The organism is Pseudomonas linyingensis (assembly GCF_900109175.1).
GTDB lineage: Bacteria > Pseudomonadota > Gammaproteobacteria > Pseudomonadales > Pseudomonadaceae > Geopseudomonas > Geopseudomonas linyingensis.
Genome location: NZ_FNZE01000006.1, coordinates 258,372 through 283,376, shown reverse-complemented (window position 1 = coordinate 283,376; position 25,005 = coordinate 258,372). Strand labels below are relative to the sequence as shown.

Annotated in this window: 22 protein-coding genes; 13 read left to right on the top strand and 9 right to left on the bottom strand. The window is 64.1% G+C overall.

The genetic code is table 11. The features are described 5' to 3' along the window. Nucleotides 1–388: 388 nt before the first annotated feature. The 6 genes from cysG to BMZ19_RS09905 all read right to left on the bottom strand — a co-directional run bounded on the left by cysG (nucleotide 389) and on the right by BMZ19_RS09905 (nucleotide 8,303). Nucleotides 389–1,774, bottom strand: a complete 1,386-nt coding sequence (gene cysG / locus BMZ19_RS09930; protein WP_090310416.1) for a siroheme synthase CysG — start codon at nucleotides 1,772–1,774, stop codon at nucleotides 389–391. Between the two features lie 136 nt (nucleotides 1,775–1,910). After that, the gene (serS, locus tag BMZ19_RS09925) at nucleotides 1,911–3,191 is read right to left on the bottom strand and encodes a serine--tRNA ligase (RefSeq protein WP_090310414.1); all 1,281 of its coding nucleotides are present in this window, start codon (nucleotides 3,189–3,191) and stop codon (nucleotides 1,911–1,913) included. 186 nt (nucleotides 3,192–3,377) lie between these two features. After that, nucleotides 3,378–3,752 (bottom strand): fluoride efflux transporter CrcB, encoded by a 375-nt coding sequence (gene crcB, locus BMZ19_RS09920; protein ID WP_090310412.1) that lies wholly within the window; start codon nucleotides 3,750–3,752, stop codon nucleotides 3,378–3,380. Next, complete coding sequence (locus tag BMZ19_RS09915; protein WP_090310411.1) at nucleotides 3,749–5,074, bottom strand: replication-associated recombination protein A; 1,326 nt, start codon at nucleotides 5,072–5,074, stop codon at nucleotides 3,749–3,751. Before BMZ19_RS09915 ends, crcB begins: the two co-directional genes overlap by 4 nt. Before the next feature lie 9 nt (nucleotides 5,075–5,083). Further along, nucleotides 5,084–5,716 (bottom strand): outer membrane lipoprotein periplasmic chaperone LolA, encoded by a 633-nt coding sequence (gene lolA, locus BMZ19_RS09910; RefSeq protein ID WP_090310409.1) that lies wholly within the window; start codon nucleotides 5,714–5,716, stop codon nucleotides 5,084–5,086. Between the two features lie 10 nt (nucleotides 5,717–5,726). Further along, nucleotides 5,727–8,303 carry a DNA translocase FtsK gene (locus BMZ19_RS09905; RefSeq protein WP_244517152.1) on the bottom strand — a complete coding sequence of 859 codons (2,577 nt, stop codon included), beginning with the start codon at nucleotides 8,301–8,303 and terminating at the stop codon, nucleotides 5,727–5,729. A gap of 348 nt (nucleotides 8,304–8,651) precedes the next feature. Here BMZ19_RS09905 and trxB point away from each other — a divergent pair, with 348 nt between their 5' ends. From trxB to infA, 4 genes are all read left to right on the top strand, one after another. Then, complete coding sequence (gene trxB, locus BMZ19_RS09900; protein ID WP_090310405.1) at nucleotides 8,652–9,599, top strand: thioredoxin-disulfide reductase; 948 nt, start codon at nucleotides 8,652–8,654, stop codon at nucleotides 9,597–9,599. Nucleotides 9,600–9,638: 39 nt separating this feature from the next. After that, nucleotides 9,639–10,328, top strand: a complete 690-nt coding sequence (gene aat, locus BMZ19_RS09895) for a leucyl/phenylalanyl-tRNA--protein transferase (RefSeq protein ID WP_090310403.1) — start codon at nucleotides 9,639–9,641, stop codon at nucleotides 10,326–10,328. 52 nt (nucleotides 10,329–10,380) lie between these two features. Next, nucleotides 10,381–11,088, top strand: a complete 708-nt coding sequence (locus BMZ19_RS09890; RefSeq protein WP_090310401.1) for an arginyltransferase — start codon at nucleotides 10,381–10,383, stop codon at nucleotides 11,086–11,088. 99 nt (nucleotides 11,089–11,187) lie between these two features. Next, on the top strand, nucleotides 11,188–11,406 hold the full coding sequence (infA, locus tag BMZ19_RS09885; protein WP_002553999.1) for a translation initiation factor IF-1: 219 nt from the start codon (nucleotides 11,188–11,190) through the stop codon (nucleotides 11,404–11,406). A gap of 68 nt (nucleotides 11,407–11,474) precedes the next feature. Here the strand turns inward: infA and clpA are convergent, their stop codons facing one another. Further along, nucleotides 11,475–13,745 (bottom strand): ATP-dependent Clp protease ATP-binding subunit ClpA, encoded by a 2,271-nt coding sequence (clpA, locus tag BMZ19_RS09880; RefSeq protein WP_090310399.1) that lies wholly within the window; start codon nucleotides 13,743–13,745, stop codon nucleotides 11,475–11,477. Between the two features lie 38 nt (nucleotides 13,746–13,783). Next, on the bottom strand, nucleotides 13,784–14,146 hold the full coding sequence (gene clpS, locus BMZ19_RS09875) for an ATP-dependent Clp protease adapter ClpS (RefSeq protein WP_090310396.1): 363 nt from the start codon (nucleotides 14,144–14,146) through the stop codon (nucleotides 13,784–13,786). A 226-nt stretch (nucleotides 14,147–14,372) separates the two neighbouring features. On the opposite strand from clpS, the gene cspD reads away from it, so the two are divergent. After that, nucleotides 14,373–14,609, top strand: coding sequence for a cold shock domain-containing protein CspD (gene cspD, locus BMZ19_RS09870; protein WP_090310395.1), 237 nt, complete (start codon nucleotides 14,373–14,375; stop codon nucleotides 14,607–14,609). 79 nt (nucleotides 14,610–14,688) lie between these two features. On the opposite strand, the gene icd is transcribed toward cspD, so the two are convergent. Continuing rightward, nucleotides 14,689–15,945, bottom strand: a complete 1,257-nt coding sequence (gene icd, locus BMZ19_RS09865) for an NADP-dependent isocitrate dehydrogenase (RefSeq protein ID WP_090310393.1) — start codon at nucleotides 15,943–15,945, stop codon at nucleotides 14,689–14,691. A 419-nt stretch (nucleotides 15,946–16,364) separates the two neighbouring features. On the opposite strand from icd, the gene BMZ19_RS09860 reads away from it, so the two are divergent. From BMZ19_RS09860 to BMZ19_RS09825, 8 genes are all read left to right on the top strand, one after another. Beyond that, a complete protein-coding gene (locus tag BMZ19_RS09860; RefSeq protein ID WP_090310391.1) occupies nucleotides 16,365–18,593 on the top strand; it encodes an NADP-dependent isocitrate dehydrogenase in 2,229 nt (742 codons plus the stop codon). A gap of 120 nt (nucleotides 18,594–18,713) precedes the next feature. Beyond that, the gene (locus tag BMZ19_RS09855) at nucleotides 18,714–19,163 is read left to right on the top strand and encodes an NUDIX hydrolase (protein WP_090310389.1); all 450 of its coding nucleotides are present in this window, start codon (nucleotides 18,714–18,716) and stop codon (nucleotides 19,161–19,163) included. Nucleotides 19,164–19,252: 89 nt separating this feature from the next. Further along, nucleotides 19,253–20,377, top strand: a complete 1,125-nt coding sequence (mnmA, locus tag BMZ19_RS09850) for a tRNA 2-thiouridine(34) synthase MnmA (protein ID WP_280142152.1) — start codon at nucleotides 19,253–19,255, stop codon at nucleotides 20,375–20,377. Beyond that, on the top strand, nucleotides 20,374–20,994 hold the full coding sequence (hflD, locus tag BMZ19_RS09845; protein WP_090310384.1) for a high frequency lysogenization protein HflD: 621 nt from the start codon (nucleotides 20,374–20,376) through the stop codon (nucleotides 20,992–20,994). The genes mnmA and hflD overlap by 4 nt, the downstream gene beginning before the upstream one ends. 7 nt (nucleotides 20,995–21,001) lie before the next feature. Then, on the top strand, nucleotides 21,002–21,877 hold the full coding sequence (locus BMZ19_RS09840) for a DMT family transporter (RefSeq protein WP_090310382.1): 876 nt from the start codon (nucleotides 21,002–21,004) through the stop codon (nucleotides 21,875–21,877). A gap of 73 nt (nucleotides 21,878–21,950) precedes the next feature. Further along, entirely contained in the window at nucleotides 21,951–23,321 is a 1,371-nt protein-coding gene (gene purB, locus BMZ19_RS09835; RefSeq protein ID WP_090310380.1) for an adenylosuccinate lyase, read from the top strand. A 93-nt stretch (nucleotides 23,322–23,414) separates the two neighbouring features. Next, complete coding sequence (locus BMZ19_RS09830) at nucleotides 23,415–24,584, top strand: ribosomal protein uL16 3-hydroxylase (protein WP_090310378.1); 1,170 nt, start codon at nucleotides 23,415–23,417, stop codon at nucleotides 24,582–24,584. Next, nucleotides 24,577–25,002, top strand: coding sequence for a GNAT family N-acetyltransferase (locus tag BMZ19_RS09825; protein ID WP_090310376.1), 426 nt, complete (start codon nucleotides 24,577–24,579; stop codon nucleotides 25,000–25,002). The genes BMZ19_RS09830 and BMZ19_RS09825 overlap by 8 nt, the downstream gene beginning before the upstream one ends. Nucleotides 25,003–25,005: the final 3 nt, after the last annotated feature.

The window sequence follows — 25,005 nt, the reverse complement described above, 5'->3', positions numbered from 1 at the left end:
CCATGATCAAACTCTTCAGTTCACATCATTGCGGGTTTTGAGAAAACCCTAAACTTGGCTCAGCAATCGCAAATAAACTCATGAATTCACGAGACTACTTGTGATGCTGATAATCTTGCGACTGTCAGTCTTATCTCACAAGCACCCACACGAATTGCTTGATTCAACTTGTTAAAGAGCGTTTCGATCAAGTCTTTCGTCTCAACCGAGGCCGCGAATTCTACAGCAGCCTTGCATTCTGTCAAGCGTTTTTCGAAACTTTCTTTTCTACTCAACCACTTGCGTAACTCTCTCACTGCCGTAACCCGGAGGCCGCTGCAGCGAGGAGGCGAATAATACAGCCTTAAAACAGACTGTCAATACCCTCGCGAAACATTGTCCAACGAGCCTAGCTCTCTCCCTCGAACCATGCCAGCTTATCGCGGAGCCGTACCACCTCGCCCACGATCACCAGCGTCGGCGCATGCACCTCATGTTGTGCCACCAACTGCGGGAGGTTGGCCAGAGTGCCGGTAAACACTCGCTGGTGGCGCGTGGTTCCCTGCTGCACTAAGGCCGCGGGAGTCTCTGCAGCGCGCCCGTGCCTGATCAGTTGCTCGCAGATCAGCGGCAAGCCGACCAGCCCCATATAGAACACCAGCGTCTGCCCCGGAGCGACCAGATCGCCCCATGGCAGGTCACAGCTGTGATCCTTCAGATGACCGGTGACAAAACGTACCGACTGCGCGTAATCGCGGTGAGTCAGCGGAATACCTGCATAGGTGGAACAACCGGACGCAGCGGTGATGCCCGGCACCACCTGGAAGGGAATGCCTTCGGCAGCCAATTCCTCGATCTCTTCCCCGCCCCGACCGAAGATGAACGGATCCCCCCCTTTCAGGCGCAGCACGCGCTTGCCATGCTTCGCCAAGTCCACCAACTGGCGATTGATCTGCTCCTGCGGCAGGGCATGCTCGCTACGGCGCTTGCCAACATAGATGCGCTCGGCATCGCGCCGGCACATATCGACGATCGCCGGCGCAACCAGTCGATCGTAGAGCACCACATCGGCCTGCTGCATCAGGCGCAGGGCACGGAAGGTCAGCAGGTCGGGATCGCCGGGGCCGGCGCCGACCAAGTACACCTCGCCCAGTTCGCGCTCGGCGCTGCCGGCCAGCTTGTCAGCCAGCAGGCGCTCGGCCTCCGCCTCGCGGCCTGCCAGCACCTGCTCGGCGATCGCCCCCTGGAATACCTCCTCCCAGAACACCCGGCGCTGCTGCACATCGGTGAAGCGCTGTTTCACCGCACAGCGGAACTTCTGCGCCAGCCCGGCAAGACGGCCATAGGCGGCGGGGATCAGCGTCTCCAGGCGAGCACGCATCAGCCGGGTAAGCACCGGGGCGTCGCCGCCGCTGGACACCGCCACCATCAGCGGCGAGCGATCGACAATGGCCGGGAAGATCACACTGCATAGCGCCGGGGCATCAACCACGTTGACCGGCAGGCTGCGCGTGCCAGCCTCACGAGACACTCGGGCATTGAGCTGCTCGTCGTCGGTAGCGGCGATCACCAGCGCACAGCCATCGAGGTCGCTCTCCTGGTAACCGCGCTCAAGCAGCTCGCCAGCGCCCTGCTCGACCAAAGCGCGCAGCGCATCTTCGATCAGCGGCGCGACCACCCGCAGACGGGCTCCGGCCTCAGCCAGCAGACGCGCCTTGCGCAGAGCGATCTCGCCACCGCCGACCACCAAGACCTGGCGACCACGCAGATTGTGAAACAGAGGAAGAAAGTCCATGGACAGCCTCACGGCAGATGCCGGCCGAATGGAAAAAGCCGGCGACGGGAGTCGCCGACCAGTCTTACGCCCGCGCTGAAACAGCGCGGGCTACTCAGGAACTTGCGGGAAGCGCCTGAAGGTTTTCAGACAGCGATCAACCGATCATCTCAAGATCGCCCATATACGGCTTGAGCACTTCCGGCACGCGGACCGAACCGTCAGCCTGCTGGTAGTTCTCCAGCACAGCGACCAAGGTGCGGCCGACGGCCAGGCCGGAGCCGTTGAGGGTGTGCACCAGCTCGGGCTTGCCGGTTTCCGGATTGCGCCAGCGCGCCTGCATGCGACGCGCCTGAAAGTCGCCGCAATTGGAGCAGGAAGAAATCTCCCGGTACTTGCCCTGGCTCGGCACCCACACCTCCAAGTCGTAGGTCTTGGTAGCGCCGAAGCCCATGTCGCCGGTGCACAGCGCCAGCTTGCGATAGGGCAGCTCCAGCAACTGCAGAACCTTCTCGGCATGGCCGGTCAATGCCTCAAGCGCCTCGAAAGACTTGCCGGGCTCGACCACCTGGACCAGCTCGACCTTGTCGAACTGGTGCTGGCGGATCATGCCGCGGGTGTCGCGGCCGGAGGCACCGGCCTCACTGCGAAAGCAAGGAGTGTGGGCAACGAACTTGAGCGGCAACTGCTTGGCGTCGAGGATCTCACCGGAAACGATGTTGGTGAGCGACACCTCGGCAGTCGGAATCAGGTAGAGGTCGGCCTCGCCTTCACGACTGATCTTGAACAGGTCTTCCTCGAACTTGGGCAACTGGCCGGTACCCAGCAGGGCCGGAGCCTGCACCAGGTACGGCGTGTAAGCCTCCTCGTAGCCGTGCTCGCCGGTGTGCAGGTTGAGCATGAACTGCGCCAGCGCGCGGTGCAGACGTGCAATCGGCCCGCGCATCAGCGCAAAACGCGCGCCGGAGAGTTTGGCTGCGGCCTCGAAATCGAGCCAACCATGCTGCTCGCCGAGGGCGACGTGGTCCTTGACCTCGAAGTCGAACTCACGCGGAACACCCCAGCGACTCACCTCGAGGTTCTCTTCCTCGCTGGCGCCAACCGGCACGGACTCGTGTGGCAGGTTCGGAATGGTCAGCAGCAACGCGTCCAGCTCGGCCTGGATCGCGTCCAACTCCTGCTTGGCCGCCGTCAGCTCGCCCCCCATGCGCTCGACGTCGGCCATCAACGGGGCAATATCCTCGCCGCGCTGCTTGGCCTGGCCGATTCCCTTGGAGCGGGCGTTACGCTCCGCCTGCAACTGTTCGGTGCGGGTCTGGGTTTCCTTGCGCCGGCTTTCCAGCGCCTCGAGGCGCGCTACATCCAGTTGAAAACCGCGAGCCGCCAGACGCTGGGCCACTTCCTGCGGCTGGCCACGAACCAGTTTGGAGTCGAGCATGGAGAGTTCTCATTCAGTCGAGACAGTAGAAATAAGGATTATCGGACCACAGCCTGCGCCAGCCGCAAGGGTCCGGGCCATCCCGTCGCGCTGCCCGTCGTTACGGGATGCGCATGATCAGGGGCAAGAGTTTACCCGGAGCCGGGCCGAAACGGGCAGTCGCCCGCCGTTTTTGCCGCGCAGCCATCACACCCGAGCCAGGATCAGCCCCGCCCAGGTCGCCAGCAGACCACCGCATACACTCAGGCCGGCATAGCCCAGCGCCGTAACCGGTTGCCCGCTTTCCAGAAGACGAAGAGTGTCCAGGGAGAAGGACGAGAAAGTCGTCAGTCCGCCGAGAAAACCAACAACCAGGCCCGCACGAAGGGCCAGCGGCACCTCGGGACGCAGCAGGAAGACCCCGTAGAGATAGCCGATCAGCAGGCAGCCGGCGAGATTCACCGCCAGGGTGGCCCAGTAGAAATGCTGCGGCCAGTGGGCACTGACCCAGTTGGCCGTGGAGAAGCGCAGCAAACAGCCGGCGGCGCCACCAGCTGCCACGGCGAGAGTCACAACGATCATGGTTTTTTTCGCCGCCGCGGGCTGTTGCGGTCCAGCTCGTTCAGGTGCGCAAGCTTTTCGCGGATCTTCAGCTCCAGGCCTCTCGGTACCGGCTGGTAGTAGCGCTGCGCTTCCAGGGCCTCGGGAAAATAGTCCTCGCCGGCAGCATAGGCTTCCGGCTCATCATGGGCGTAGCGGTACTCGTCGCCGTAGCCGAGACTCTTCATCAGCTTGGTCGGCGCGTTGCGCAGGTGCAGCGGCACCTCCAGCGAACCGTAGGCCGCCGCATCGCGCATCGCAGCCTTGAAGCCCGCGTACACCGCGTTGCTCTTCGGTGCGCAGGCCAGATAAACGATGGCTTGCGCGATGGCGAGTTCACCCTCCGGACTACCGAGGCGTTCCTGCACCTCCCAGGCCGCCAGACACAGGTTGAGGGCACGAGGATCGGCGTTGCCGATGTCCTCGCTGGCCATGCGCACCACCCGGCGCGCCAGATACAGCGGATCGCAGCCGCCATCGAGCATGCGCGCGAACCAGTACAATGCGGCATCCGGACTGGAGCCGCGTACCGACTTGTGCAAGGCGCTGATCTGGTCGTAGAAGGCCTCGCCGCCCTTATCGAAACGCCGGCGACTGTCGCCCAGCAAGTTCTCCAACAGCTCGATGCCAATTTCCTCGCCATCCTCCACCAGGTCGGCCGCATTCTCCAGAAAGTTGAGCAGCCGTCGGCCGTCGCCATCGGCCGCCGCCAGCAGCAGGCTGGTCGCCTCCTCGCTGATGCGCAGCTGACGCTTGCCCAGGCCACGCTCCTCGCTCAGCGCCCGCGCCAGCAATTGACGCAAGGCCGCTTCGTCGAGGCTTTTCAGCACGTAGACCCGCGCCCGCGACAGCAGCGCGTTGTTCAACTCGAAGGAAGGATTCTCGGTGGTGGCCCCAATGAAGATCAGCGTGCCGTCTTCGACATAGGGCAGGAAGGCATCCTGCTGCGCCTTGTTGAAGCGATGCACCTCATCGACGAACAGGATGGTACGCCGCCCATACTGCGCAGCCTGCTGCTTGGCCACCTCGACGGCCTGCCGGATCTCCTTGACCCCGGCCAGCACCGCGGAAATGGTTTCGAAGTGAGCATCCCCGATCTCGGCCAGCAGCCGCGCCAGCGTGGTCTTGCCCACCCCCGGCGGCCCCCAGAAGATCATCGAATGCAGGGCCCCCTGCTCCAGCGCTTCACGCAGGGGCTTGCCGTGTCCGAGCACATGCTCCTGGCCGACATAATCATCCAGTCGGGTTGGGCGCATGCGGGCAGCCAGCGGCTGAGCAACGGGGGCGTGGTCGAACAGATCCATGGGCAGGGCTTACTGCTCTTCGATCACGTCGACGCCGGCCGGCGCATTGAAGGTGAACTGGCCGCTGTCCAGCGGCTGATTCATCTTCACACCGAGAAACAGGATATTGGTGCGCTGGCCGATGCTGTCGATCAGCTGCATGTCGTTGATGACGCCATTGCGAAAGGACAGGCGCAGGGTGTCGAACAGCGTGTCCTTGGCCTTCGGTTTGAGAATGAAGTCCACCACGCTGCCACCTTCCTTGTGGGTGATGGTGAAGTTCTCGCGGATCTTCGACACGTCACCGGACAACAGCAGTGCCGGGGTATGGCTCATACGCTGATCCATCGCCTGAATGGTCACCTGCTCGAGATCCGGGTCGTACAACCAGACCTTCTCGCCATTGGACACCAGCAATTGCTCCATCGGCGCATCGGTATGCCAGCGCAGCAGCCCCGGGCGTTTGAGCGCCATCTCGCCGCTGGCCTCCTGCAACTGAGTGCCGGAGCCATCCAGGGTCAGCTGCGAGAAGCGCCCGCTCAGGGTCTGCGCCTGGCCCAGCAGCTCGGTCAGGCGCTGCACGGACTGCTCATCCCCGGCGGCATGGGCAGTCAGCCCGGTCACGGCCAGAGCAGCCAGCATCAACACACGTATCAGACGCATAGAACCTCGCTCAATCTCGAACCGGCGTCGGCGCGATCACTTCGCGCGAGCCATTGGTATTCATGGGGGTGACGACGCCAGCCATTTCCATCGCCTCGATCATCCGTGCGGCGCGGTTGTAACCGATCTTAAGCTTGCGCTGCACTGCGGAAATCGATGCCCGGCGGCTTTCGGTAACAAAGCGCACGGCCTCGTCGTACAGCGGATCTTCCTCGCTCCCTTCACCACTGTCGCCACCGGTCGAATCATAGGATCCACTGCCGCCCTCTTCGGTTCCCGCGAGGATGTCCTCGATGTAGTCCGGCGCACCACGCTGCTTCCAGGCATCCACCGTGCGATGCACCTCGTCGTCGGAAACGAAGGCACCGTGCACCCGGATCGGCAGACCGGTGCCTGGCGGCATGTAGAGCATGTCGCCATGACCAAGCAGCTGCTCGGCACCGCCCTGATCGAGAATGGTCCGCGAGTCGATCTTGCTAGACACCTGGAAAGCGATCCGCGTCGGGATATTCGCCTTGATCAGACCCGTAATCACATCCACCGACGGGCGCTGGGTGGCGAGAATCAGGTGGATGCCGGCAGCCCGCGCCTTCTGCGCGATCCGCGCGATCAGCTCCTCGACCTTCTTGCCGACGATCATCATCATGTCGGCGAATTCGTCGACCACCACCACGATGGTCGGCAGGCTCTTCAGCAGCGGCACCACGTCATCCGGGCTCTCGCGGCGAAACAGCGGATCGGTCAGCGGCGTCCCGGCCTCCTCGGCGTCCTTGATCTTGCGATTGAAGCCCGCCAGGTTGCGCACTCCCATGGCAGCCATCAGGCGGTAGCGGCGATCCATCTCGGCCACGCTCCAGCGCAGGGCGTTGGCGGCCTCCTTCATGTCGGTGACCACCGGGCAGAGCAGGTGCGGAATGCCCTCGTAGATCGACAACTCAAGCATCTTCGGGTCGATCATGATCAGACGCACCTGCTCGGGCGTCGATTTGTAGAGGAGCGACAGCAGCATGGCATTGACCCCGACCGACTTGCCCGAGCCAGTGGTCCCGGCCACCAGCAGGTGCGGCATCTTCGCCAAGTCGGCAGTCACCGGCCGGCCGCCGATGTCGTGACCGAGGGCGATGGTCACCGGCGACTTGGCCTCCTCGTACTCCGGCGTCGACAACACCTCGGAGAACCGCACGATCTGCCGGTCTTCATTGGGAATTTCGATACCCACGGTGGTCTTGCCCGGAATCACTTCGACCACCCGCACGCTGATCACCGCCAGCGAACGCGCCAGATCCTTGGCCAGGTTGGTAATACGACTGACCTTGATGCCGGCCGCCGGCTGGATCTCGAAGCGGGTGATCACCGGGCCGGGATGGGCTGCGACTACCTGCACCTCGACCCCGAACTCCTTGAGCTTGATCTCCAGCAGGCGCGACATGGACTCCAGCGACTCCGGAGAGAAGCTGTTGGGCCTCTTCTGGGCCGGATCGAGCAGCGACAGCGGCGGCAGCGTGCCCGCCACCGCCTCATCGACATAGTGCACCATCGGCTTCGGCGCCTCGAGCGGACGGCGAATCTCTGCAGGACGCGACTCGATGACCCGGACTTCGGCAACCTTCGGCTCGACCGCCCTGAGTTCCTGAGCGTCCCGGCTTGCCCGTAGCGACGCCGCAGCCCCCAGGGCATCGGTCACGGCACTGGCAATGCTCGCCATCACCGGCGTGGCCGGCTTGTCAGCGACAGGCTTGGCCAGCGGCTCCAGATCCAGGTCCGACTCGTCGTCGATTGCAGTCAGACCCAAAACGGGCTCGATGCGCTCACCAGGACTCGTACCCATGACCGTGCGTGTCGAAGGCGACGGCGCCATCACTAACGGCACGGATTTGGCGGGCGAGACAGGCGGCGCGCTGCTTGCCAGCCGGGCAGACGGGGCAGGCTGCGGGGTAGACTCGCGGGCTCCATCAACCTCGCGCAACTGCAACCGCAGCTGGCGATTCGCCTGGCGGGCGCTCCACCAGCGACTGCCCGCCGTGTGGATCAGCTCGCACAGGTCGAGGGTGATCTTGCCGGTCAGATCCATGACCCGGAACCACGACAGATCGGTGAACACCGTGAGACCAAAAAGAAACAGCGCGATGAACAACAACGTGCTGCCCTGAACATTCAGCGCATCCTCGCCCCACTCACCCAGACTCTTGCCGAAAACACCACCGGCCGGCTCTGCGGCGCTGTCGCCCATGACCCCGAACTGGATTTGCGCCAGCGCCGCCATGGACACCAGCAGCAGGGAAAAGCCGATAAGCCGGGAGGAGAACAGCCAGCCATTCCACTGCAGCGGCTGATGGCGCGCGAGGAACAGGTCAAGCACCTTGATGGCAGCCAGTACCGGCAGCAGATAGGCGGCATAACCCAGGCCGAAACGGAAAAAACTGGCGATCCAGGCTCCGACCCGGCCGGCCGCATTCTGCACCTGTACCGAGCCGGTCGAAACATTGACTCCAGGATCCAGGGGGGAATAGGTCAGCAGGGCCATGAAGAAGAAAACACACAACACAATCAGCCCAATCATTGCCGCCTCTTTCAGGCGATAGTGCAACTGCTGGCGCCACGCAGCAGAAGAGGCGTCGCCCCTTGCATTGCTGGCGCCTCTGGCCCTGACTTTGGTGGTATTTGCGGAACTCTTCAAAACGTGTTTCTTCCTGCGCACAGCCAGCGTTCAAAATCGGTAGACAGTCAAAACACTGCCTATTGTAAGACTTTACCTGGAGGATGCCATTCAGGCCGCCCAACCGCTCGAGCAAAAACGCCGCCTTGCCGACACACAGCTGAGACACCCGGATTTTGCCGACCCCACCTGCCCGGTGTAGCATGCTTGGCATCAGTTTCAAGGCGGCTCAATTGGAGCACGCATTATCTTTTGTGACAAAGACTTATGGGGTGTTTTATGAGTGAAGCCAAACATTCGCGCCTGGTCATCCTCGGCTCCGGCCCGGCCGGCTACACCGCCGCCGTGTATGCAGCCCGCGCCAACCTGAAGCCCTTGCTGATCACCGGCCTGCAGGCTGGCGGCCAGCTGACCACCACCACCGAAGTCGACAACTGGCCCGGCGATATCGAAGGCCTGACCGGTCCGGCCCTGATGGAGCGCATGCAGAAACACGCCGAGCGCTTTGCCACCGAGATCGTCTATGACCACATCCACACCGCCGAGTTGCAACAGCGGCCGTTCGTCCTCAAGGGCGACAGCGGTACCTACACCTGCGACGCCCTGATCATCGCCACCGGTGCCTCAGCCCAGTACCTCGGCCTGCCCTCCGAGGAAGCCTTCATGGGCAAGGGCGTATCCGCCTGCGCCACCTGCGACGGCTTTTTCTATCGCAACCAGGTGGTCTGCGTGATCGGTGGCGGCAACACCGCCGTCGAAGAAGCCCTGTACCTGTCCAACATCGCCAGGGAAGTCCACCTGATCCATCGCCGCGACAAGCTGCGCGCCGAGAAGATCCTGCAGGACAAGCTGCTGGAGAAGGCTGCGAACGGCAACATCCGCCTGCACTGGAACCAGACCTTGGACGAGGTGCTGGGCGATGCCAGCGGCGTGACCGGCGTACGCATCAAGGACATGCACAGCGGCACCATGAGCGAGCTGCAGTTGACCGGCGTGTTCATCGCCATCGGCCACAAACCCAACACCGACCTGTTCGAAGGCCAGCTGGCCATGCGTGACGGTTACCTGCAGGTCAAGGGCGGCAGCGAGGGCAATGCCACCGCCGCCAGCATCGACGGCGTATTCGCCGCGGGAGACGTGGCCGACCACGTCTACCGCCAGGCGATCACCTCGGCCGGCGCGGGCTGCATGGCCGCGCTCGACGCCGAACGCTACCTCGACCAGTAAAGGCAACGCGGGCTCCCGGGCCCGCGCCTCCCCGCCACCATGGTCAACTGGCTATCTGCCCACTCCCTGGGCTTCCCTCCGTTGGCGCGCGCCCTGCGCGAGCCGGACGGTCTGCTCGCGGCCGGCGGCGATCTCAGTCCCGAACGACTGATCAGCGCCTACCGGCATGGCTGCTTCCCCTGGTTCCAGGCGGGCCAACCGATCCTGTGGTGGTCGCCCGATCCGCGCATGGTGCTGTTCCCGAACGAACTGCACGTCTCGCGCAGCCTGCGCAAGGCCATTCGCCAGGCGCACTTCGAGGTGAGTTTCGATCGCGACTTTGCCGGCGTGATCCACGCCTGCGCCGAGCCACGCAGTTACGCCGACGGCACCTGGATCACTCCGGCGATGCAGGCGTCGTATCTGGAACTGCACCGCCGCGGCATCGCCCACTCGGTCGAAGTCTGGCAGGAAGGCGAACTGATCGGCGGCCTCTACGGCCTAGCCATCGGCCGCTTGTTCTTCGGCGAGTCGATGTTCAGCCGCGCCACCGACGCCTCGAAGATCGGCTTTGTCACCCTGGTCGAGCATCTGCGCGATTGCGGCTTCGCTCTGATCGACTGCCAGATGCACACCACTCACCTGGCCAGCTTCGGCGCTCGGCAAATTTCCCGCGCCGACTTTGCCGCCTATCTGGCCCGCCATCTCGACCAGACAGGCCCAACACCCTGGGCGAAGGATGAGGCGTGACATACACTGGTTATGAGCTTCTCGCACAGCCCGTTACGGCGAGGATTGCGCCATGACCGAATTTGCCGAGCTGAAGTTCTATGCCACCCAGGCACACGACTGCAGCTATCTGCCTGGCCGCAAGGCTACGACCCTGTTTCTCGACCCGCACCAGGCGATCGATGCGCAGATGTATGCCGATTTGTCCGAAATGGGCTTTCGTCGCAGCGGCGAGCACCTGTACCGACCTCACTGCCAACACTGCCAGGCCTGCATCCCGGCACGCATCCCGACAGAGCGCTTCCACGCGAATCGCCAACAGAAGCGCATCCTCAAGCGCAACCTTGACCTCAGGGTACGCGCCGTACGTCCGGTAGCCAGCGAGGAGTACTACGACCTCTACGCGCGCTATATCATGCAACGCCATGCCGATGGCGACATGTACCCACCCAGCCGCGAGCAGTTCGCCAGCTTCCTGCTGCGCGACCTGCCGTTCTGCATATTCTTCGAGTTCCGCCTGGGTGAGCGCCTGCTGGCCGTCGCGGTGACCGACGTACTACCCAACGGCCTGTCGGCGGTCTATACCTTCTTCGATCCGCTCGAGGAAAAGCGCAGCCTCGGTCGCCTGGCGATTCTCTGGCAGATCGCGGAAGCGGCGCGACGCGGACTTCCAGCCGTCTATCTCGGCTACTGGATTCGCGACTGCCGCAAGATGCGCTACAAGAGCGAGTACCGCCCCCTGGAACTCTACGTGAACCAGCACTGGGTGACGCTCGAGTGAGGCCACTTGGCGCAAGAGGGGATTTTCGGGCACAATGCCTGCCGCTTTTGCCCGACCACGTCAACCGGGCCATCCTAAGGTAATTGAGGGTTTTACTGCATGTCGAAAGAAGACAGCTTCGAAATGGAAGGCACTGTCGTCGACACCCTGCCCAACACCATGTTCCGTGTGGAGTTGGAAAACGGGCACGTCGTCACCGCGCACATCTCCGGCAAGATGCGCAAGAACTACATCCGTATCCTGACCGGCGACAAGGTGCGCGTCGAACTGACGCCCTACGACCTGAGCAAGGGTCGCATCACCTACCGCGCCCGTTGATCGGCGCCAGGTCATGAACGAAAACGCCCGGCTTCGCCGGGCGTTTTCGTTTCTGCGAGCGCATCAGGTCAGGCCGGCAGGGCCTGCGTCTCGTACTCGAAGGCCAGCTCGCCATCGCGCACATCGATATGCACCGTGCCACCATGCTCGGCCAACTCGCCAAACAGGATCTGCTCGGCCAGTGGTCGCTTGACCTTCTCCTGAATCAACCGCGCCATCGGTCGGGCGCCCATCTGCGCATCATAGCCGCGCTCGGCCAGCCAGCCACGCGCCGCCTCGCTGACATCCAGCAGCACCCGCTTGTCCTCCAGTTGCGCCTGCAGCTCGGTGAGGAACTTGTCGACCACACTCTTGATGATCGCGTGATCGAGGCGGCCGAACTGGATGATGGTGTCCAGGCGGTTGCGGAACTCCGGAGTGAAGCTCTTCCTGATCACTTCCATGGCATCACTGGAGTGGTCCTGCTGGGTGAAGCCGATCGATGCGCGCGCCGCGGTTTCCGCTCCGGCATTGGTGGTCATGATCAGTATCACGTTACGGAAGTCCGCCTTGCGACCGTTGTTGTCGGTCAGAGTGCCATGGTCCATCACCTGCAGTAGCAGGTTGAACACCTCCGGATGCGCCTTTTCGATCTCGTCGAGCAGCAGCACACAATGCGGGGTCTTGGTGATCGCCTCGGTCAGCAGGCCACCCTGATCGAAACCAACGTAGCCGGGCGGCGCACCGATCAGGCGCGACACGGTATGCCGCTCCATGTACTCGGACATGTCGAAACGCACCAGCTCCACGCCCATGGCCTTGGCCAACTGGCGCGCCACCTCGGTCTTGCCGACCCCGGTGGGGCCGGCGAAGAGGAACGAGCCGACCGGCTTGTCGGGTGCCTTGAGACCGGCGCGCGACAGCTTGATGGCGGTCGACAGCGCATCGATCGCGGCGTCCTGACCGAACACGGTCAATTTCAGGTCCCGCTCGAGGTTGCGCAGCAGCTCCTTGTCCGAGCTGGTGACGTGCTTGGGCGGAATCCGCGCAATCTTCGCCACCACGTCCTCGACCTGGGCGACATCGATGCACGCCGCACGCCGCGCCTCGGGCAGCAGGCGCTGGTAGGCCCCGGCCTCGTCGATCACGTCGATGGCCTTGTCCGGCATGTGCCGGTCATTGATGTAGCGCGCCGCCAACTCCGCCGCCGCACGCAGCGCCTCGTCGGTGTAACTGATCTTGTGGTGCTGCTCGAAGCGGCTCTTCAGCCCCTTGAGAATACCGATGGTGTCATCCACCGAAGGCTCGAGCACGTCGACCTTCTGGAAGCGCCGCGCCAGCGCACGGTCCTTCTCGAAGATGCCGCGAAACTCCTGGAAGGTGGTCGAGCCGATACAGCGCATCTCACCTGACGACAGCAGCGGCTTGAGCAGGTTCGAGGCATCCATCACCCCGCCCGACGCCGCACCGGCACCGATGATGGTGTGGATCTCGTCGATGAACAGGATTGCGTGCGGCCGGCGGCGCAGCTCGTTGAGCAGTGCCTTGAAGCGCTTCTCGAAGTCGCCGCGGTACTTGGTACCGGCCAGCAGGGCACCGAGGTCGAGCGAGTAGACCACGCTGTTGGCCAGCAGGTCAGGCACCTGGCCATCGACGATGCGCTTGGCCAGGCCCTCGGCAATCGCCGTCTTGCCCACCCCGGCCTCACCGACCAGCAGCGGGTTGTTCTTGCGCCGGCGGGCGAGAATCTGCGCGACGCGCTCGACCTCATGCTCGCGACCGACCAGCGGATCGATGCGACCCTGACGCGCCAGCTCGTTGAGGTTGCCGGCGTAGGCATCCAGCGGATTGCCGGACACCGGATTCTCACCGCCCTCCTCGTCCTGGGATTCCTGCTCCTGCTCGTGCGACTCGCTCTCGCCTGGTACCTTGGAGATGCCGTGGGCGATGTAATTGACCACATCGATGCGCGCGACGCTCTGCTGCTTGAGCAGGAATACCGCTTGGCTTTCCTGCTCGCTGAAGATCGCCACCAACACATTGGCACCGGTCACTTCACGCTTGCCGGAACTCTGCACATGGAAGACCGCACGCTGCAGCACGCGCTGGAAACCAAGGGTCGGCTGGGTTTCGCGCTCGTCCTCATGCACCGGGATCAGCGGCGTGGTCGAGTCGATGAATTCGCGCAGATCGTGCCGCAGCTTGTCCATGTTTGCCCCGCAGGCACGCAGGACGGTAGCGGCGGCACCGTTGTCCAGAAGGGCCAGCAAGAGGTGCTCGACCGTCATGAATTCATGACGTTTGACCCGAGCATCCTTGAAGGCGAGATTGAGGGTGACTTCAAGTTCGCGGTTCAACATACTTCACCTCACTTCACCTCATGCCCAAGGGCCCACAATCAGTCGTCTTTCTCTATCTCGCAGAGTAGTGGGTGCTGACACTCCCGAGCGTACTGGTTGACCTGCATCGCCTTGGTCTCAGCGATATCTCGGGTAAAGACCCCGCATACCGCCCGCCCCTCAGTATGTACCGCCAGCATGATCCTGGTTGCCGTCTCCCGGTCCATGCTGAAGAATCCCTCCAGTACCTCCACCACGAAATCCATCGGCGTGTAATCGTCGTTGAGCAGGATCACCTTGTACATCGCCGGCGGCTTGAGTGCCGGCTTGGCCTCTTGGACCGCGATACCCGCATCCTCATCCACGAACGGTTCGTGGGAGTCCTGATTGAATGTTAGTCGAATCTGGCGGCTTGCATGCATGCTGGAATGGACAACACTGGCTGTAGGGATGGGAGGACAAGGTCGAGTTTGAACTGCTCGGCAACCGAATGCCGCTCTGCCTTGACTATCGGAAAAACGATGTTACAAACACAAAGCCATACCCACACAAGGTAGACGGGCATCGCGGCGCGGATCAGGCTCTCCGCGCCAAGATTCTCGATGGATGATACTCCAGCAATGGAGTCCTTTGCAGAGGGAAGTCAGCATGCTGAGCGGCAAGGTCAAATGGTTCAACAACGCCAAGGGTTACGGTTTCATCGTCGCCGACGACCGGGATGAAGACCTGTTCGCGCACTACTCGGCCATCCAGGGCGATGGCTACAAGACGCTCAAGGCCGGCCAGTCGGTCAACTTCGAAATCCTCCAGGGCCCCAAGGGCCTGCATGCCATCAACATCCTGCCGCTCGGCACCCCACAGCACCAGCGCACGCCCGACGACTGACGGCGCTACCTGCCCCATCGCGACCACAAACGAAAAGGCCGGTCGCAAAGACCGGCCTTTTCTGCATGCCGCCCGGGGCTTACATGTGGGCAATCATCGCATCGCCGAACTGCGAGCAGGACAGCAGCTGGGCATCGTCCATAAGCCGCTCGAAGTCATAGGTCACAGTCTTGGCGGCGATCGCGCCGTCCATGCCCTTGATGATCAGGTCGGCCGCTTCGCTCCAGCCCATGTGGCGCAGCATCATCTCGGCGGAGAGGATGACCGAACCCGGGTTGACCTTGTCCTGTCCGGCGTACTTGGGTGCAGTGCCGTGGGTCGCCTCGAACATGGCCACGGTATCGGATAGGTTGGCCCCCGGCGCGATACCGATGCCCCCCACTTCGGCCGCGAGGGCGTCGGACAGGTAGTCGCCATTGAGGTTCAGGGTGGCGATCACGTCGTACTCGGCCGGACGCAGCAGGATCTGCTGCAGCATGGCATCGGCGATGGCGTCCTTGACCACGATGTTCTTGCCGGTGCGCGGGTTCTTGAACTGCATCCACGGCCCGCCGTCGAGCAACTCGGCACCGAACTCGTCACGGGCGATCTCGTAGCCCCAGTCCTTGAAGGCACCTTCGGTGAACTTCATGATGTTGCCCTTGTGCACGATGGTCAGCGACTCACGGTCGTTGTCCACCACGTACTGCAGGGCCTTGCGCACCAGGCGCTGGGTACCTTCCTTGGATACCGGCTTGATGCCGATACCGCAGTTTTCGGTGAAGCGGATCTTGGTGACGCCCATTTCCTCGGTGAGGAACTTGATGACCTTGTCCGCCTCCGGAGTCCCCGCCTTCCACTCGACACCGGCATAGATGTCTTCCGAGTTCTCACGGAAGATCACCATGTCCACGTCCTGCGGCTTCTTTACCGGGCTCGGCACGCCTTCGAACCAGCGCACCGGACGCAGGCAGACATACAGATCCAGCTGCTGGCGCAGAGCCACGTTCAGGGAGCGGATGCCGCCACCGACCGGCGTGGTCAGCGGCCCCTTGATGGAAACCACGTAGTCACGCACCGCGTCCAGGGTTTCCTGGGGCAGCCAGGTGTCCTGGTCGTACACTTGGGTAGCCTTCTCGCCGGCGTAGACCTCCATCCAGGCGATCTTGCGCTCGCCGCCGTAGGCCTTCTGCACGGCGGCATCGACCACCTTGATCATCACCGGACTGACATCGACACCGATGCCGTCGCCTTCGATGAACGGGATGACCGGGTTGTTCGGCACATTCAGGGACATGTCGGCATTGACAGTGATCTTGTCACCGCCCGCAGGCACCTGGATCTTCTGATATCCCATGCTGGACTCCGTTGCTTTTGTGGACTGGCATCTTGCTGACACCTGAGCTTAGCCAACGGGCCGCGGAGTGGAAAGGCGCGGCACTTCTGCCGTCTGCGCGCTCTGAGAGGCCGCCCGAGCCCGTGAAATCCGGGCTCGCGACGATTTCAGCCCCCGGCATGACACTCGCACCACGCCACCAAGGTACAAGGCAGGTGATGCTAAAGAAGGAAGCGGATCATGCTATAGTCCGCCCCCGACAGCGGGGGCATAGCAACTGAGCCAGTCTGCAGTGCGATTCCTGTCCCAATGTACCGCCCCCGCGCAATGGCCACCTACCGGCCAAGCGTCCGATGCGCTCGGAGTCGCCTCAAAAAGCATCCTCTGCGCACATCACGACTTTGTGTAACCACAGCCACACAGAGGGTTAGATTTAAAAAATGTCCATACGCTCAAAGATCATTTACACCTTCACCGACGAAGCACCTGCGCTGGCAACCTACTCCCTGCTTCCGATCATCAAAGCCTTCACTGCCTCCTCCGGCATCGCTGTGGAAACACGGGACATCTCCCTCGCAGGCCGCATCCTGGCAAGCTTCCCCGAGTACTTGAGCGAGGACCAGAAGATCGGCGACCACCTCGCCGAACTGGGCAAACTGGCCACCACGCCAGAGGCCAACATCATCAAGCTGCCCAACATCAGCGCCTCGGTTCCGCAGCTCAAGGCCGCCATCAAGGAACTCCAGCAGCAAGGCTACAAGCTGCCGGAATATCCCGAAGCCCCGGCCAATGACACCGAAAAAGACGTCAAGACCCGCTACGACAAGATCAAGGGCAGCGCCGTCAACCCGGTCCTGCGCGAAGGCAACTCCGACCGCCGCGCCCCGCTCTCGGTCAAGAACTATGCCCGCAAGCACCCCCACAAGATGGGTGCCTGGAGTGCCGACTCCAAGTCGCACGTAGCCCACATGGACAACGGCGACTTCTACGGCAGCGAAAAAGGCGCCCTGATCGAGGCCGCCGGCAGCGTGAAGATCGAACTGATCGCCGCTGACGGCAGCAGCAAGGTCCTCAAGGAAAAAACCGCCGTTCTGGCCGGTGAAATCATCGACGCTTCGGTCATGAGCCAGAAGGCTCTGCGCAGCTTCGTTGCCGCCCAAATCGAAGACGCCAAGCAGCAGGGCGTGCTGCTGTCGGCCCACCTGAAAGCCACCATGATGAAGGTCTCCGACCCGATCATGTTCGGCTACATCGTCGCCGAGTACTACAAGGACGCCCTCGAGAAGCATGCCGACGTTCTGAAGGAAATCGGCTTCAACCTCAACAACGGCATCGGCGACCTGTACGCGCGCATCAAGTCCCTGCCCGCCGAGAAGCAGGCCGAGATCGAGGCCGACATCCAGGCCGTCTATGCCCAGCGTCCGCCGCTGGCCATGGTGAACTCCGACAAGGGCATCACCAACCTGCACGTGCCGAGCGACGTCATCGTCGACGCCTCCATGCCGGCCATGATCCGCGACTCCGGCAAGATGTGGGGCGCCGATGGCCAGCTGCACGACACCAAGGCACTGATCCCCGACCGCTGCTACGCCGGCGTCTATCAGGTCGCCATCGAAGACTGCAAGAAGCACGGCGCCTTCGACCCGGTGACCATGGGCAGCGTGCCCAACGTCGGCCTGATGGCCCAGCAGGCTGAAGAGTACGGCTCCCACGACAAGACCTTCCAGATCCCGACCGATGGTGTGGTCCGCGTGACCGACGACAAGGGCCAGGTCCTGCTCGAGCAGGCCGTCGAAACCGGCGACATCTGGCGTATGTGCCAGGTCAAGGACGCCCCGATCCAGGATTGGGTCAAGCTGGCCGTCAATCGTGCCCGCGCCAGCAACACCCCGGCCGTGTTCTGGCTGGACCCGGCGCGCGCCCACGACGCCCTGGTGATCGAGAAGGTCCAGCAGTACCTGCAGGACCATGACACCAGCGGCCTGGACATCCAGATCATGTCGCCGGTCGAAGCCACCCAGTTCTCCATCGACCGCATCCGCGCCGGCCTGGACACCATCTCGGTGACCGGCAACGTGCTGCGCGACTACCTGACCGACCTGTTCCCGATCATGGAGCTGGGCACCAGCGCCAAGATGCTGTCGATCGTCCCGCTGATGAACGGTGGCGGCCTGTTCGAGACCGGCGCCGGCGGTTCGGCTCCCAAGCACGTCCAGCAGTTCCTGGAAGAAGGTCACCTGCGCTGGGACTCGCTCGGCGAGTTCCTGGCCCTGGCCGCCTCCCTCGAGCACCTCGGCAACACCTACGACAACGCCAAGGCGAAGGTGCTGGCCAAGACCCTGGACCAGGCCAACGGCCAGTTCCTCGATAGCAACAAGTCGCCGTCGCGCAAGGTCGGCCAGCTCGACAACCGCGGCAGCCACTTCTACCTGGCGCTGTACTGGGCCCAGGCCCTGGCCGCGCAGAGCGAGGACAAGGAACTGCAGGCGCAGTTCACCAACCTGGCCAAGGCGCTGGCCGACAACGAGGAAACCATCGTTGCCGAGCTGAATGGCGCCCAGGGCAAGCCGGTGGACATCGGCGGCTACTACCATGCCGATCCGGAGCTGACCAGCCAGGCCATGCGTCCGAGCGCCACCTTCAATGCCGCCCTGGCGGCACTGGCGTAAGCGCACCGACTGCATGACAGGCGACGCGAGTCGCCTTTAGCCTCGCAAGAACCCCGGCCCCGCGCCGGGGTTCTTGTTTCCGCGGCGCCTCGACATGCCGCGCCGATTCCGGAGCCCCTCATGAAACGCTTCACTCCGCACGTTACCGTGGCCACCGTGGTCGAGGATCAGGGTCGCTTTCTCCTCGTCGAGGAGCATGCCGAAGGCCGCGTGGTGCTCAACCAGCCGGCCGGCCATCTGGAAGCCGACGAAAGCCTGCTCCAGGCCGCCCTGCGCGAAACCCTCGAGGAAACCGGCTGGGAGGTGGAACTGACCGGCGTCACCGGCATCTACCTGTACACCGCCCCGGCCAACGGCGTGACCTACCAGCGCGTGTGCTTCGCCGCCCGCCCGCTGCGCCATCGCCCGGAACTGCCGCTGGACCACGGCATCATCGGCCCGCGCTGGCTGACCCGCGAGGAACTCGAGTCCCGCTCGTCCCAGTGGCGCAGCGTACTGGTGGCCCGCTGCATCGACGACTACCTGGCCGGCACCCCGTATCCGCTGGAGCTGATCCGCGAACCGGCCTGACCGACCCGCGCGCACGCCGCAGCAGTTTTCGCAGCAGCGGCGCAGCCTGATAGAATCTGCCCTTTGCACACCTGCAACGGTTTTCCCGGATGACTATGCGTGACCCAGCCAATACCCGCGTGATCGTCGGCATGTCCGGCGGCGTGGACTCCTCCGTCTCGGCCCTGCTCCTGATGCAGCAGGGTTATCAGGTCGAAGGCCTGTTCATGAAGAACTGGGAGGAGGACGACGGCACCGAGTACTGCACCGCCAGGGAAGACCTGGCCGACGCCCAGGCCGTTTGCGACAGGCTGGGCATCCAGCTGCACACCGCCAATTTCGCCGCCGAGTACTGGGACAACGTGTTCGAGCACTTCCTCGCCGAATACAAGGCCGGGCGCACGCCCAATCCGGACATCCTGTGCAACCGGGAAATCAAGTTCAAGGCATTCCTCGACTATGCCCTGATGCTCGGCGCCGACCTGATCGCCACCGGCCACTACGTGCGCCGCCGCGACGTCGACGGACGCAGCGAGCTGCTCAAGGGCCTCGACCCCAACAAGGACCAGAGCTACTTCCTGCACGCCGTCGGCGGCGAGCAGATCGGCAAGACCCTGTTCCCGGTCGGCGAGCTGGAGAAGCCGGAGGTGCGTGCCATTGCCGAGCTGCATGGCCTGGCCACCGCGAAGAAGAAAGACTCCACCGGCATCTGCTTCATCGGCGAGCGGCGCTTCCGCGACTTCCTCAAGCAGTACCTGCCGGCCCAGCCGGGCGACATCGAGACCACCGACGGCCAGGTGATCGGCCGCCACCACGGCCTGATGTACCACACCATCGGCCAGCGCCAGGGCCTGGGCATCGGCGGCATGAAGGATGCCGGCGACGACGCCTGGTACGTGCTGGCCAAGGACATGGCGCGCAACGTGCTGATGGTCGGCCAGGGCAACGAGCATCCCTGGCTGTTCTCGCGCAGCCTGGAGGCCTCGCAGATCTTCTGGGTCAACCCCGTCGACCTGGAGCAGCCGCGCCGGTTGACCGCCAAGGTGCGCTACCGCCAACAGGACCAGGCCTGCATCCTGGAGCGTACCGCCGACGGCTACCGCGCGACCTTCGAGCAGCCGCAGCGCGCCGTGACTCCAGGCCAGTCGGTGGTGTTCTACGACGGCGAAATCTGCCTCGGCGGCGGCGTGATCGAGTCCGCCACCCCCTGGGATGCGGAGATCCAGCGCCCATGACCCGCGAGCAGGAACGACTGATCGCCCTGGCCGGCGTGTTCGAAGCTGCCGCACTGGTCGACCGCCTGGCCAAGACTGGGCAGGTGCAGGAAGGCCCGCTGGCCTGCCTGCTCGGCAGCCTGCTGGTGCGCAACCCCAAGGACACCCTCGAGGTCTACGGCGGCGACCACCTCAACCTGCGCGATGGTCTGCGCGCCCTGGCCGGAGCGCTGGAGCGCAACCCCGGCAGCCTGCCGCGCGAATCGCTGCGCTACGCCCTGGCGCTGCTCACCCTGCAGCGCCAGCTGGACAAGCGCAGCGACATGCTGCAGGTGATCGGTAGTCGCCTGCAACAGATCGACAGCCAGAGCCAGATGTTCGGCGTCACCCACGACAACGTGATCTCCGCCTGCGCCGCGCTGTACCAGGACACCCTCAGCACCTTCCGCCAACGCATCCAGGTGCACGGCGAGATGCAGCACCTGCAAAACAGCCGCAACGCCGAAAAGATCCGCGCCCTACTGCTCGCCGGCATCCGCAGCGCCATGCTCTGGCACCAGCTCGGCGGCCATCGCTGGCAGCTGCTGTTCAGCCGGCGCAAGCTGCTCGACCAGCTGTATCCGCTGCTGCGCGGCTGAACACTCGATGCCTTCCTCCCCAGCCCCGTCCCGGCACTCCCTGCCGGGACGGGGCGCCGCGCTGCTGGCACTGTCGGCGCTGTTCTTCGCCCTGATGGGCGTGTTCATCCGCGAGGCCACCTTCAGCAACGTCAACAACGAGACGGTGGTGTTCTTCCGCAACGCGGTGGGCGTGCTGTTCTTCCTGCCGCTGGCGCTGACCCGCGGCCTGGCGCCGCTGCGCACCGCCCGCCCCCGGGCCCACCTCAAGCGCACCTTCTGCGGCCTGGCGGCGATGTACTGCTACTTCTACGCCCTCGCCCACCTGCCACTCACCGACGCCATGCTGTTCAGCTACGCCGCGCCGGTATTCACCCCACTGATCGCCTGGCGCTGGCTGCAGGAGCCGCTGACCAGGCGCATGCTGCTGGCCACCGCCATCGGCTTCGCCGGCGTGCTGCTGGTGGCCAAGCCCAGCGGAGCGCTGGTTTCCGGCATCTCGCTGATCGGCATCCTCGCCAGCGTGATGGCCGCCTGCGCCTTCGTGTCGATCCGCGAGATGAGCAACACCGAGCCGGCCTACCGCATCGTCTTCTACTTCGCCCTATTCAGCGCACTGATCTCGGCGCTGCCGCTGCTGTGGGCCTGGCAACCGCTGGAGCGTGGCCAACTGCTCCTGCTGCTAGGCGCCGGCCTGATGGCCAGTCTCGGCCAGCTGAGCATGTCGCAGGCCTACGCATTGGCCCCGCCAGGCCTGATCGGTCCGGTCGCCTACCTGGCCATCGTGTTCGGCGGGATCATCGCCTGGCTGCGCTGGGACGAGGTCCCCAGCAGCGCTTCGCTGCTCGGCGCCGGCTTGATCTTCGCCGCCAGCCTGACCCCGCTGCTGCGCCGCTCGGCCTGAGCGCGGGCCGGCTGCCGTCTTTCCGTGTATAATTCCGCCCCTTTCAGTAGCCCGACTGTCAGAGAACGTCCCCATGCAGCTCTCCTCGCTCACTGCGGTATCCCCCGTCGATGGCCGCTACGGCAGCAAAACCAGCGCCCTGCGCCCGATCTTCAGCGAATTCGGCCTGATCCGTTGCCGCGTTCAGGTGGAAGTGCGCTGGCTGCAGCGCCTGGCTGCCCACGCCGGCATCCCGGAAGTCGCGCCGTTCTCCGCCGAGGCCAACGCCCTGCTCGACGAGCTGGCGGAAAACTTCCAGCTCGAGCATGCCCAGCGCATCAAAGACATCGAGCGCACCACCAACCACGATGTCAAGGCCGTGGAGTACCTGCTCAAGGAGCAGGCCGCCAAGCTGCCGGAACTGGCGGCGGTGAGCGAATTCATCCACTTTGCCTGCACCAGCGAGGACATCAACAACCTGTCCCATGCGCTGATGCTGCGTGAAGGCCGCGACGACGTGCTGCTGCCGCTGATGCGCCAGGTGGCCGAGGCGATCCGCGTCCTGGCCGTGCAGTTCGCCGACGTGCCGATGCTGTCGCGCACCCACGGCCAGCCGGCCTCGCCGACCACCATGGGCAAGGAACTGGCCAACGTGGTCTACCGCCTCGAGCGGCAGATCGCGCAGGTCGCCGCCGTGCCGCTGCTGGGCAAGATCAACGGCGCCGTGGGCAACTACAACGCCCACCTGTCGGCCTACCCGAACGTCGACTGGGAAGCCAACGCCCGCGAATTCATCGAAGGCGACCTCGGCCTGGCGTTCAACCCCTACACCACCCAGATCGAACCGCACGACTACATCGCCGAGCTGTTCGACGCCATCGCCCGCTTCAACACCATCCTCATCGACTTCGATCGCGACATCTGGGGCTACATCTCCCTCGGCTACTTCAAGCAGAAGACCGTGGCCGGCGAGATCGGCTCCTCGACCATGCCGCACAAGGTCAACCCGATCGACTTCGAGAACTCCGAGGGCAACCTCGGCATCGCCAACGCCCTGCTCCAGCACCTGGCCAGCAAGCTGCCGATCTCCCGCTGGCAGCGCGACCTGACCGACTCCACCGTGCTGCGCAACCTCGGTGTCGGCCTGGCCCACAGCCTGATCGCCTACGAGGCCAGCCTCAAGGGCATTGGCAAGCTGGAACTCAACGCCCAGCGCCTGGCCGCCGATCTCGACGCCTGCTGGGAAGTGCTCGCCGAGCCAGTACAGACCGTGATGCGCCGCTACGCCGTGGAAAACGCCTACGAGAAGCTCAAGGAACTGACCCGCGGCAAGGGCATCAGCGCCGAGGCGCTGCGCGAGTTCATTGACGGCCTGGCCATCCCGGAGCAGGCCAAGGCCGAGCTGCGCGTCATGACCCCGGCCAGCTACATCGGCAACGCGGTGGCCCAGGCCAAGCGCATCTGATCCCAGCCTGAACGGCCCTTCGCCCGACCGTCCAGACTGGCAGCCACCTAGCCGGTCTCGAGGTCGGGCGTTTTCATTATTGAAGAGTTGGATATGGCACCCGATACCCCGCTGCAACTGCTGGGCGGCCTTACGCCCCGCGAATTCCTCCGCGACTACTGGCAGCAGAAACCGCTGCTTATCCGTCAGGCGATTCCCGGCTACCAGAGCCCGATTTCCCCGGACGAGCTGGCCGGCCTGTCGCTGGAGGAGGAAGTCGAGTCGCGCATCGTCCTCGAGCACGGCAACAGCCCCTGGGAGCTGCGCCGCGGCCCGTTCGCCGAGGATGCCTACCAGAACCTGCCCGAGCGCGACTGGACTCTGCTGGTGCAGGCCGTCGACCAGTTCGTCCCGGAAACCCGCGAGCTGATGGAGCAGTTCCTGTTCCTGCCCAGCTGGCGCATCGATGATCTGATGATCAGCTACGCCGCACCGGGCGGCGGCGTCGGCCCGCACTACGACAACTACGACGTATTCCTGCTCCAGGCCCACGGCCGCCGCCGCTGGAAGCTCGGCCAGCTGTGCGACAGCGACAGCCCGCTGCTCGAGCACCCGGACCTGCGCATCCTCGCCAACTTCGAGCAGAGCGACGAATGGGTGCTCGAGCCCGGCGACATGCTCTACCTGCCGCCGCGCCTGGCCCACTACGGCATCGCCGAGGACGAGTGCATGACCTTCTCGGTCGGCTTCCGCGCCCCCAGCGCCAGCGAAGTGCTCACCCACTTCACCGACTTTCTCGGCCAGTTCCTCCCCGACGAGGAGCGCTACAGCGATGCCGGCTGCCAGCCTGCCGGCGACCCGCACCAGATCCAGCGCGACGCCCTCGAGCGCCTGCGCGGCCTGATCGACCGCCACATGAGCGACGAAAAGCTGCTGCTGACCTGGTTCGGCCAGTTCATGACCGAGCCGCGCTACCCGGAACTGGTGGCCGGCGACGAGATCGACGAGGCCGAGTTCTTCGCCGCCCTTGGCGACGGCGCCGTGCTGGTGCGCAACCCCAGCGCGCGCATGGCCTGGAGCGAGGTCGACGACTACCTGGTGCTGTTCGCCAGTGGCAACAGTCGCCGCCTCGACGCCTCGCTGCGCGAGCTGCTCAAGCTGGTGTGCAGCGCCGACGCCCTGCACCTGGAAAACCTCGAGCCCTGGCTGGAAAGCGACGAGGCGCTGACCCTGATCCACGAACTTGTGAAGCAGGGCAGCCTGGAGTTTGCCGGCGATGAATAAGATCAGCGTACGGATTGCCGACTGGCACGCCGACAATGCCGACCTGCGGCGCATCCGCGAAGCGGTGTTCATCGTCGAGCAGGGCGTACCGCCGGAACTGGAGTGGGACGCCGACGACACCGATGCCGTGCACTTCCTGGCCTTTGAAGGCGACTTCGCCGTCGGCGCCAGCCGCCTGTTGCTGGACGGCCAGATCGGCCGGGTCTCGGTGCTCAAGGACTGGCGCGGCCTGCACATCGGCGAGCTGCTGATGCAGGCGACCATTGCCGAAGCCGAGCGCCGCGACCTCAAGCAGCAGCGGCTCACCGCCCAGGCCCACGCCATCCGCTTCTACGAGCGGCTAGGCTTCCGGGTAGCCAGCGAGGAATTCCTCGAGGCCGGCATCCCCCACGTCGACATGGTGCGCGACAGCGCCTGAGAG

What these genes read in the sequence shown, in the direction of transcription:
- cysG (WP_090310416.1), bottom strand. Translation starts at nt 1,774, where the DNA reads ATGGACTTTCTTCCTCTGTTTCACAATCTGCGTGGTCGCCAGGTCTTG.
- serS (WP_090310414.1), bottom strand. Translation starts at nt 3,191, where the DNA reads ATGCTCGACTCCAAACTGGTTCGTGGCCAGCCGCAGGAAGTGGCCCAG.
- crcB (WP_090310412.1), bottom strand. Translation starts at nt 3,752, where the DNA reads ATGATCGTTGTGACTCTCGCCGTGGCAGCTGGTGGCGCCGCCGGCTGT.
- BMZ19_RS09915 (WP_090310411.1), bottom strand. Translation starts at nt 5,074, where the DNA reads ATGGATCTGTTCGACCACGCCCCCGTTGCTCAGCCGCTGGCTGCCCGC.
- lolA (WP_090310409.1), bottom strand. Translation starts at nt 5,716, where the DNA reads ATGCGTCTGATACGTGTGTTGATGCTGGCTGCTCTGGCCGTGACCGGG.
- trxB (WP_090310405.1), top strand. Translation starts at nt 8,652, where the DNA reads ATGAGTGAAGCCAAACATTCGCGCCTGGTCATCCTCGGCTCCGGCCCG.
- aat (WP_090310403.1), top strand. Translation starts at nt 9,639, where the DNA reads ATGGTCAACTGGCTATCTGCCCACTCCCTGGGCTTCCCTCCGTTGGCG.
- BMZ19_RS09890 (WP_090310401.1), top strand. Translation starts at nt 10,381, where the DNA reads ATGACCGAATTTGCCGAGCTGAAGTTCTATGCCACCCAGGCACACGAC.
- infA (WP_002553999.1), top strand. Translation starts at nt 11,188, where the DNA reads ATGTCGAAAGAAGACAGCTTCGAAATGGAAGGCACTGTCGTCGACACC.
- clpA (WP_090310399.1), bottom strand. Translation starts at nt 13,745, where the DNA reads ATGTTGAACCGCGAACTTGAAGTCACCCTCAATCTCGCCTTCAAGGAT.
- clpS (WP_090310396.1), bottom strand. Translation starts at nt 14,146, where the DNA reads ATGCATGCAAGCCGCCAGATTCGACTAACATTCAATCAGGACTCCCAC.
- cspD (WP_090310395.1), top strand. Translation starts at nt 14,373, where the DNA reads ATGCTGAGCGGCAAGGTCAAATGGTTCAACAACGCCAAGGGTTACGGT.
- icd (WP_090310393.1), bottom strand. Translation starts at nt 15,945, where the DNA reads ATGGGATATCAGAAGATCCAGGTGCCTGCGGGCGGTGACAAGATCACT.
- BMZ19_RS09860 (WP_090310391.1), top strand. Translation starts at nt 16,365, where the DNA reads ATGTCCATACGCTCAAAGATCATTTACACCTTCACCGACGAAGCACCT.
- BMZ19_RS09855 (WP_090310389.1), top strand. Translation starts at nt 18,714, where the DNA reads ATGAAACGCTTCACTCCGCACGTTACCGTGGCCACCGTGGTCGAGGAT.
- mnmA (WP_280142152.1), top strand. Translation starts at nt 19,253, where the DNA reads ATGACTATGCGTGACCCAGCCAATACCCGCGTGATCGTCGGCATGTCC.
- hflD (WP_090310384.1), top strand. Translation starts at nt 20,374, where the DNA reads ATGACCCGCGAGCAGGAACGACTGATCGCCCTGGCCGGCGTGTTCGAA.
- BMZ19_RS09840 (WP_090310382.1), top strand. Translation starts at nt 21,002, where the DNA reads ATGCCTTCCTCCCCAGCCCCGTCCCGGCACTCCCTGCCGGGACGGGGC.
- purB (WP_090310380.1), top strand. Translation starts at nt 21,951, where the DNA reads ATGCAGCTCTCCTCGCTCACTGCGGTATCCCCCGTCGATGGCCGCTAC.
- BMZ19_RS09830 (WP_090310378.1), top strand. Translation starts at nt 23,415, where the DNA reads ATGGCACCCGATACCCCGCTGCAACTGCTGGGCGGCCTTACGCCCCGC.
- BMZ19_RS09825 (WP_090310376.1), top strand. Translation starts at nt 24,577, where the DNA reads ATGAATAAGATCAGCGTACGGATTGCCGACTGGCACGCCGACAATGCC.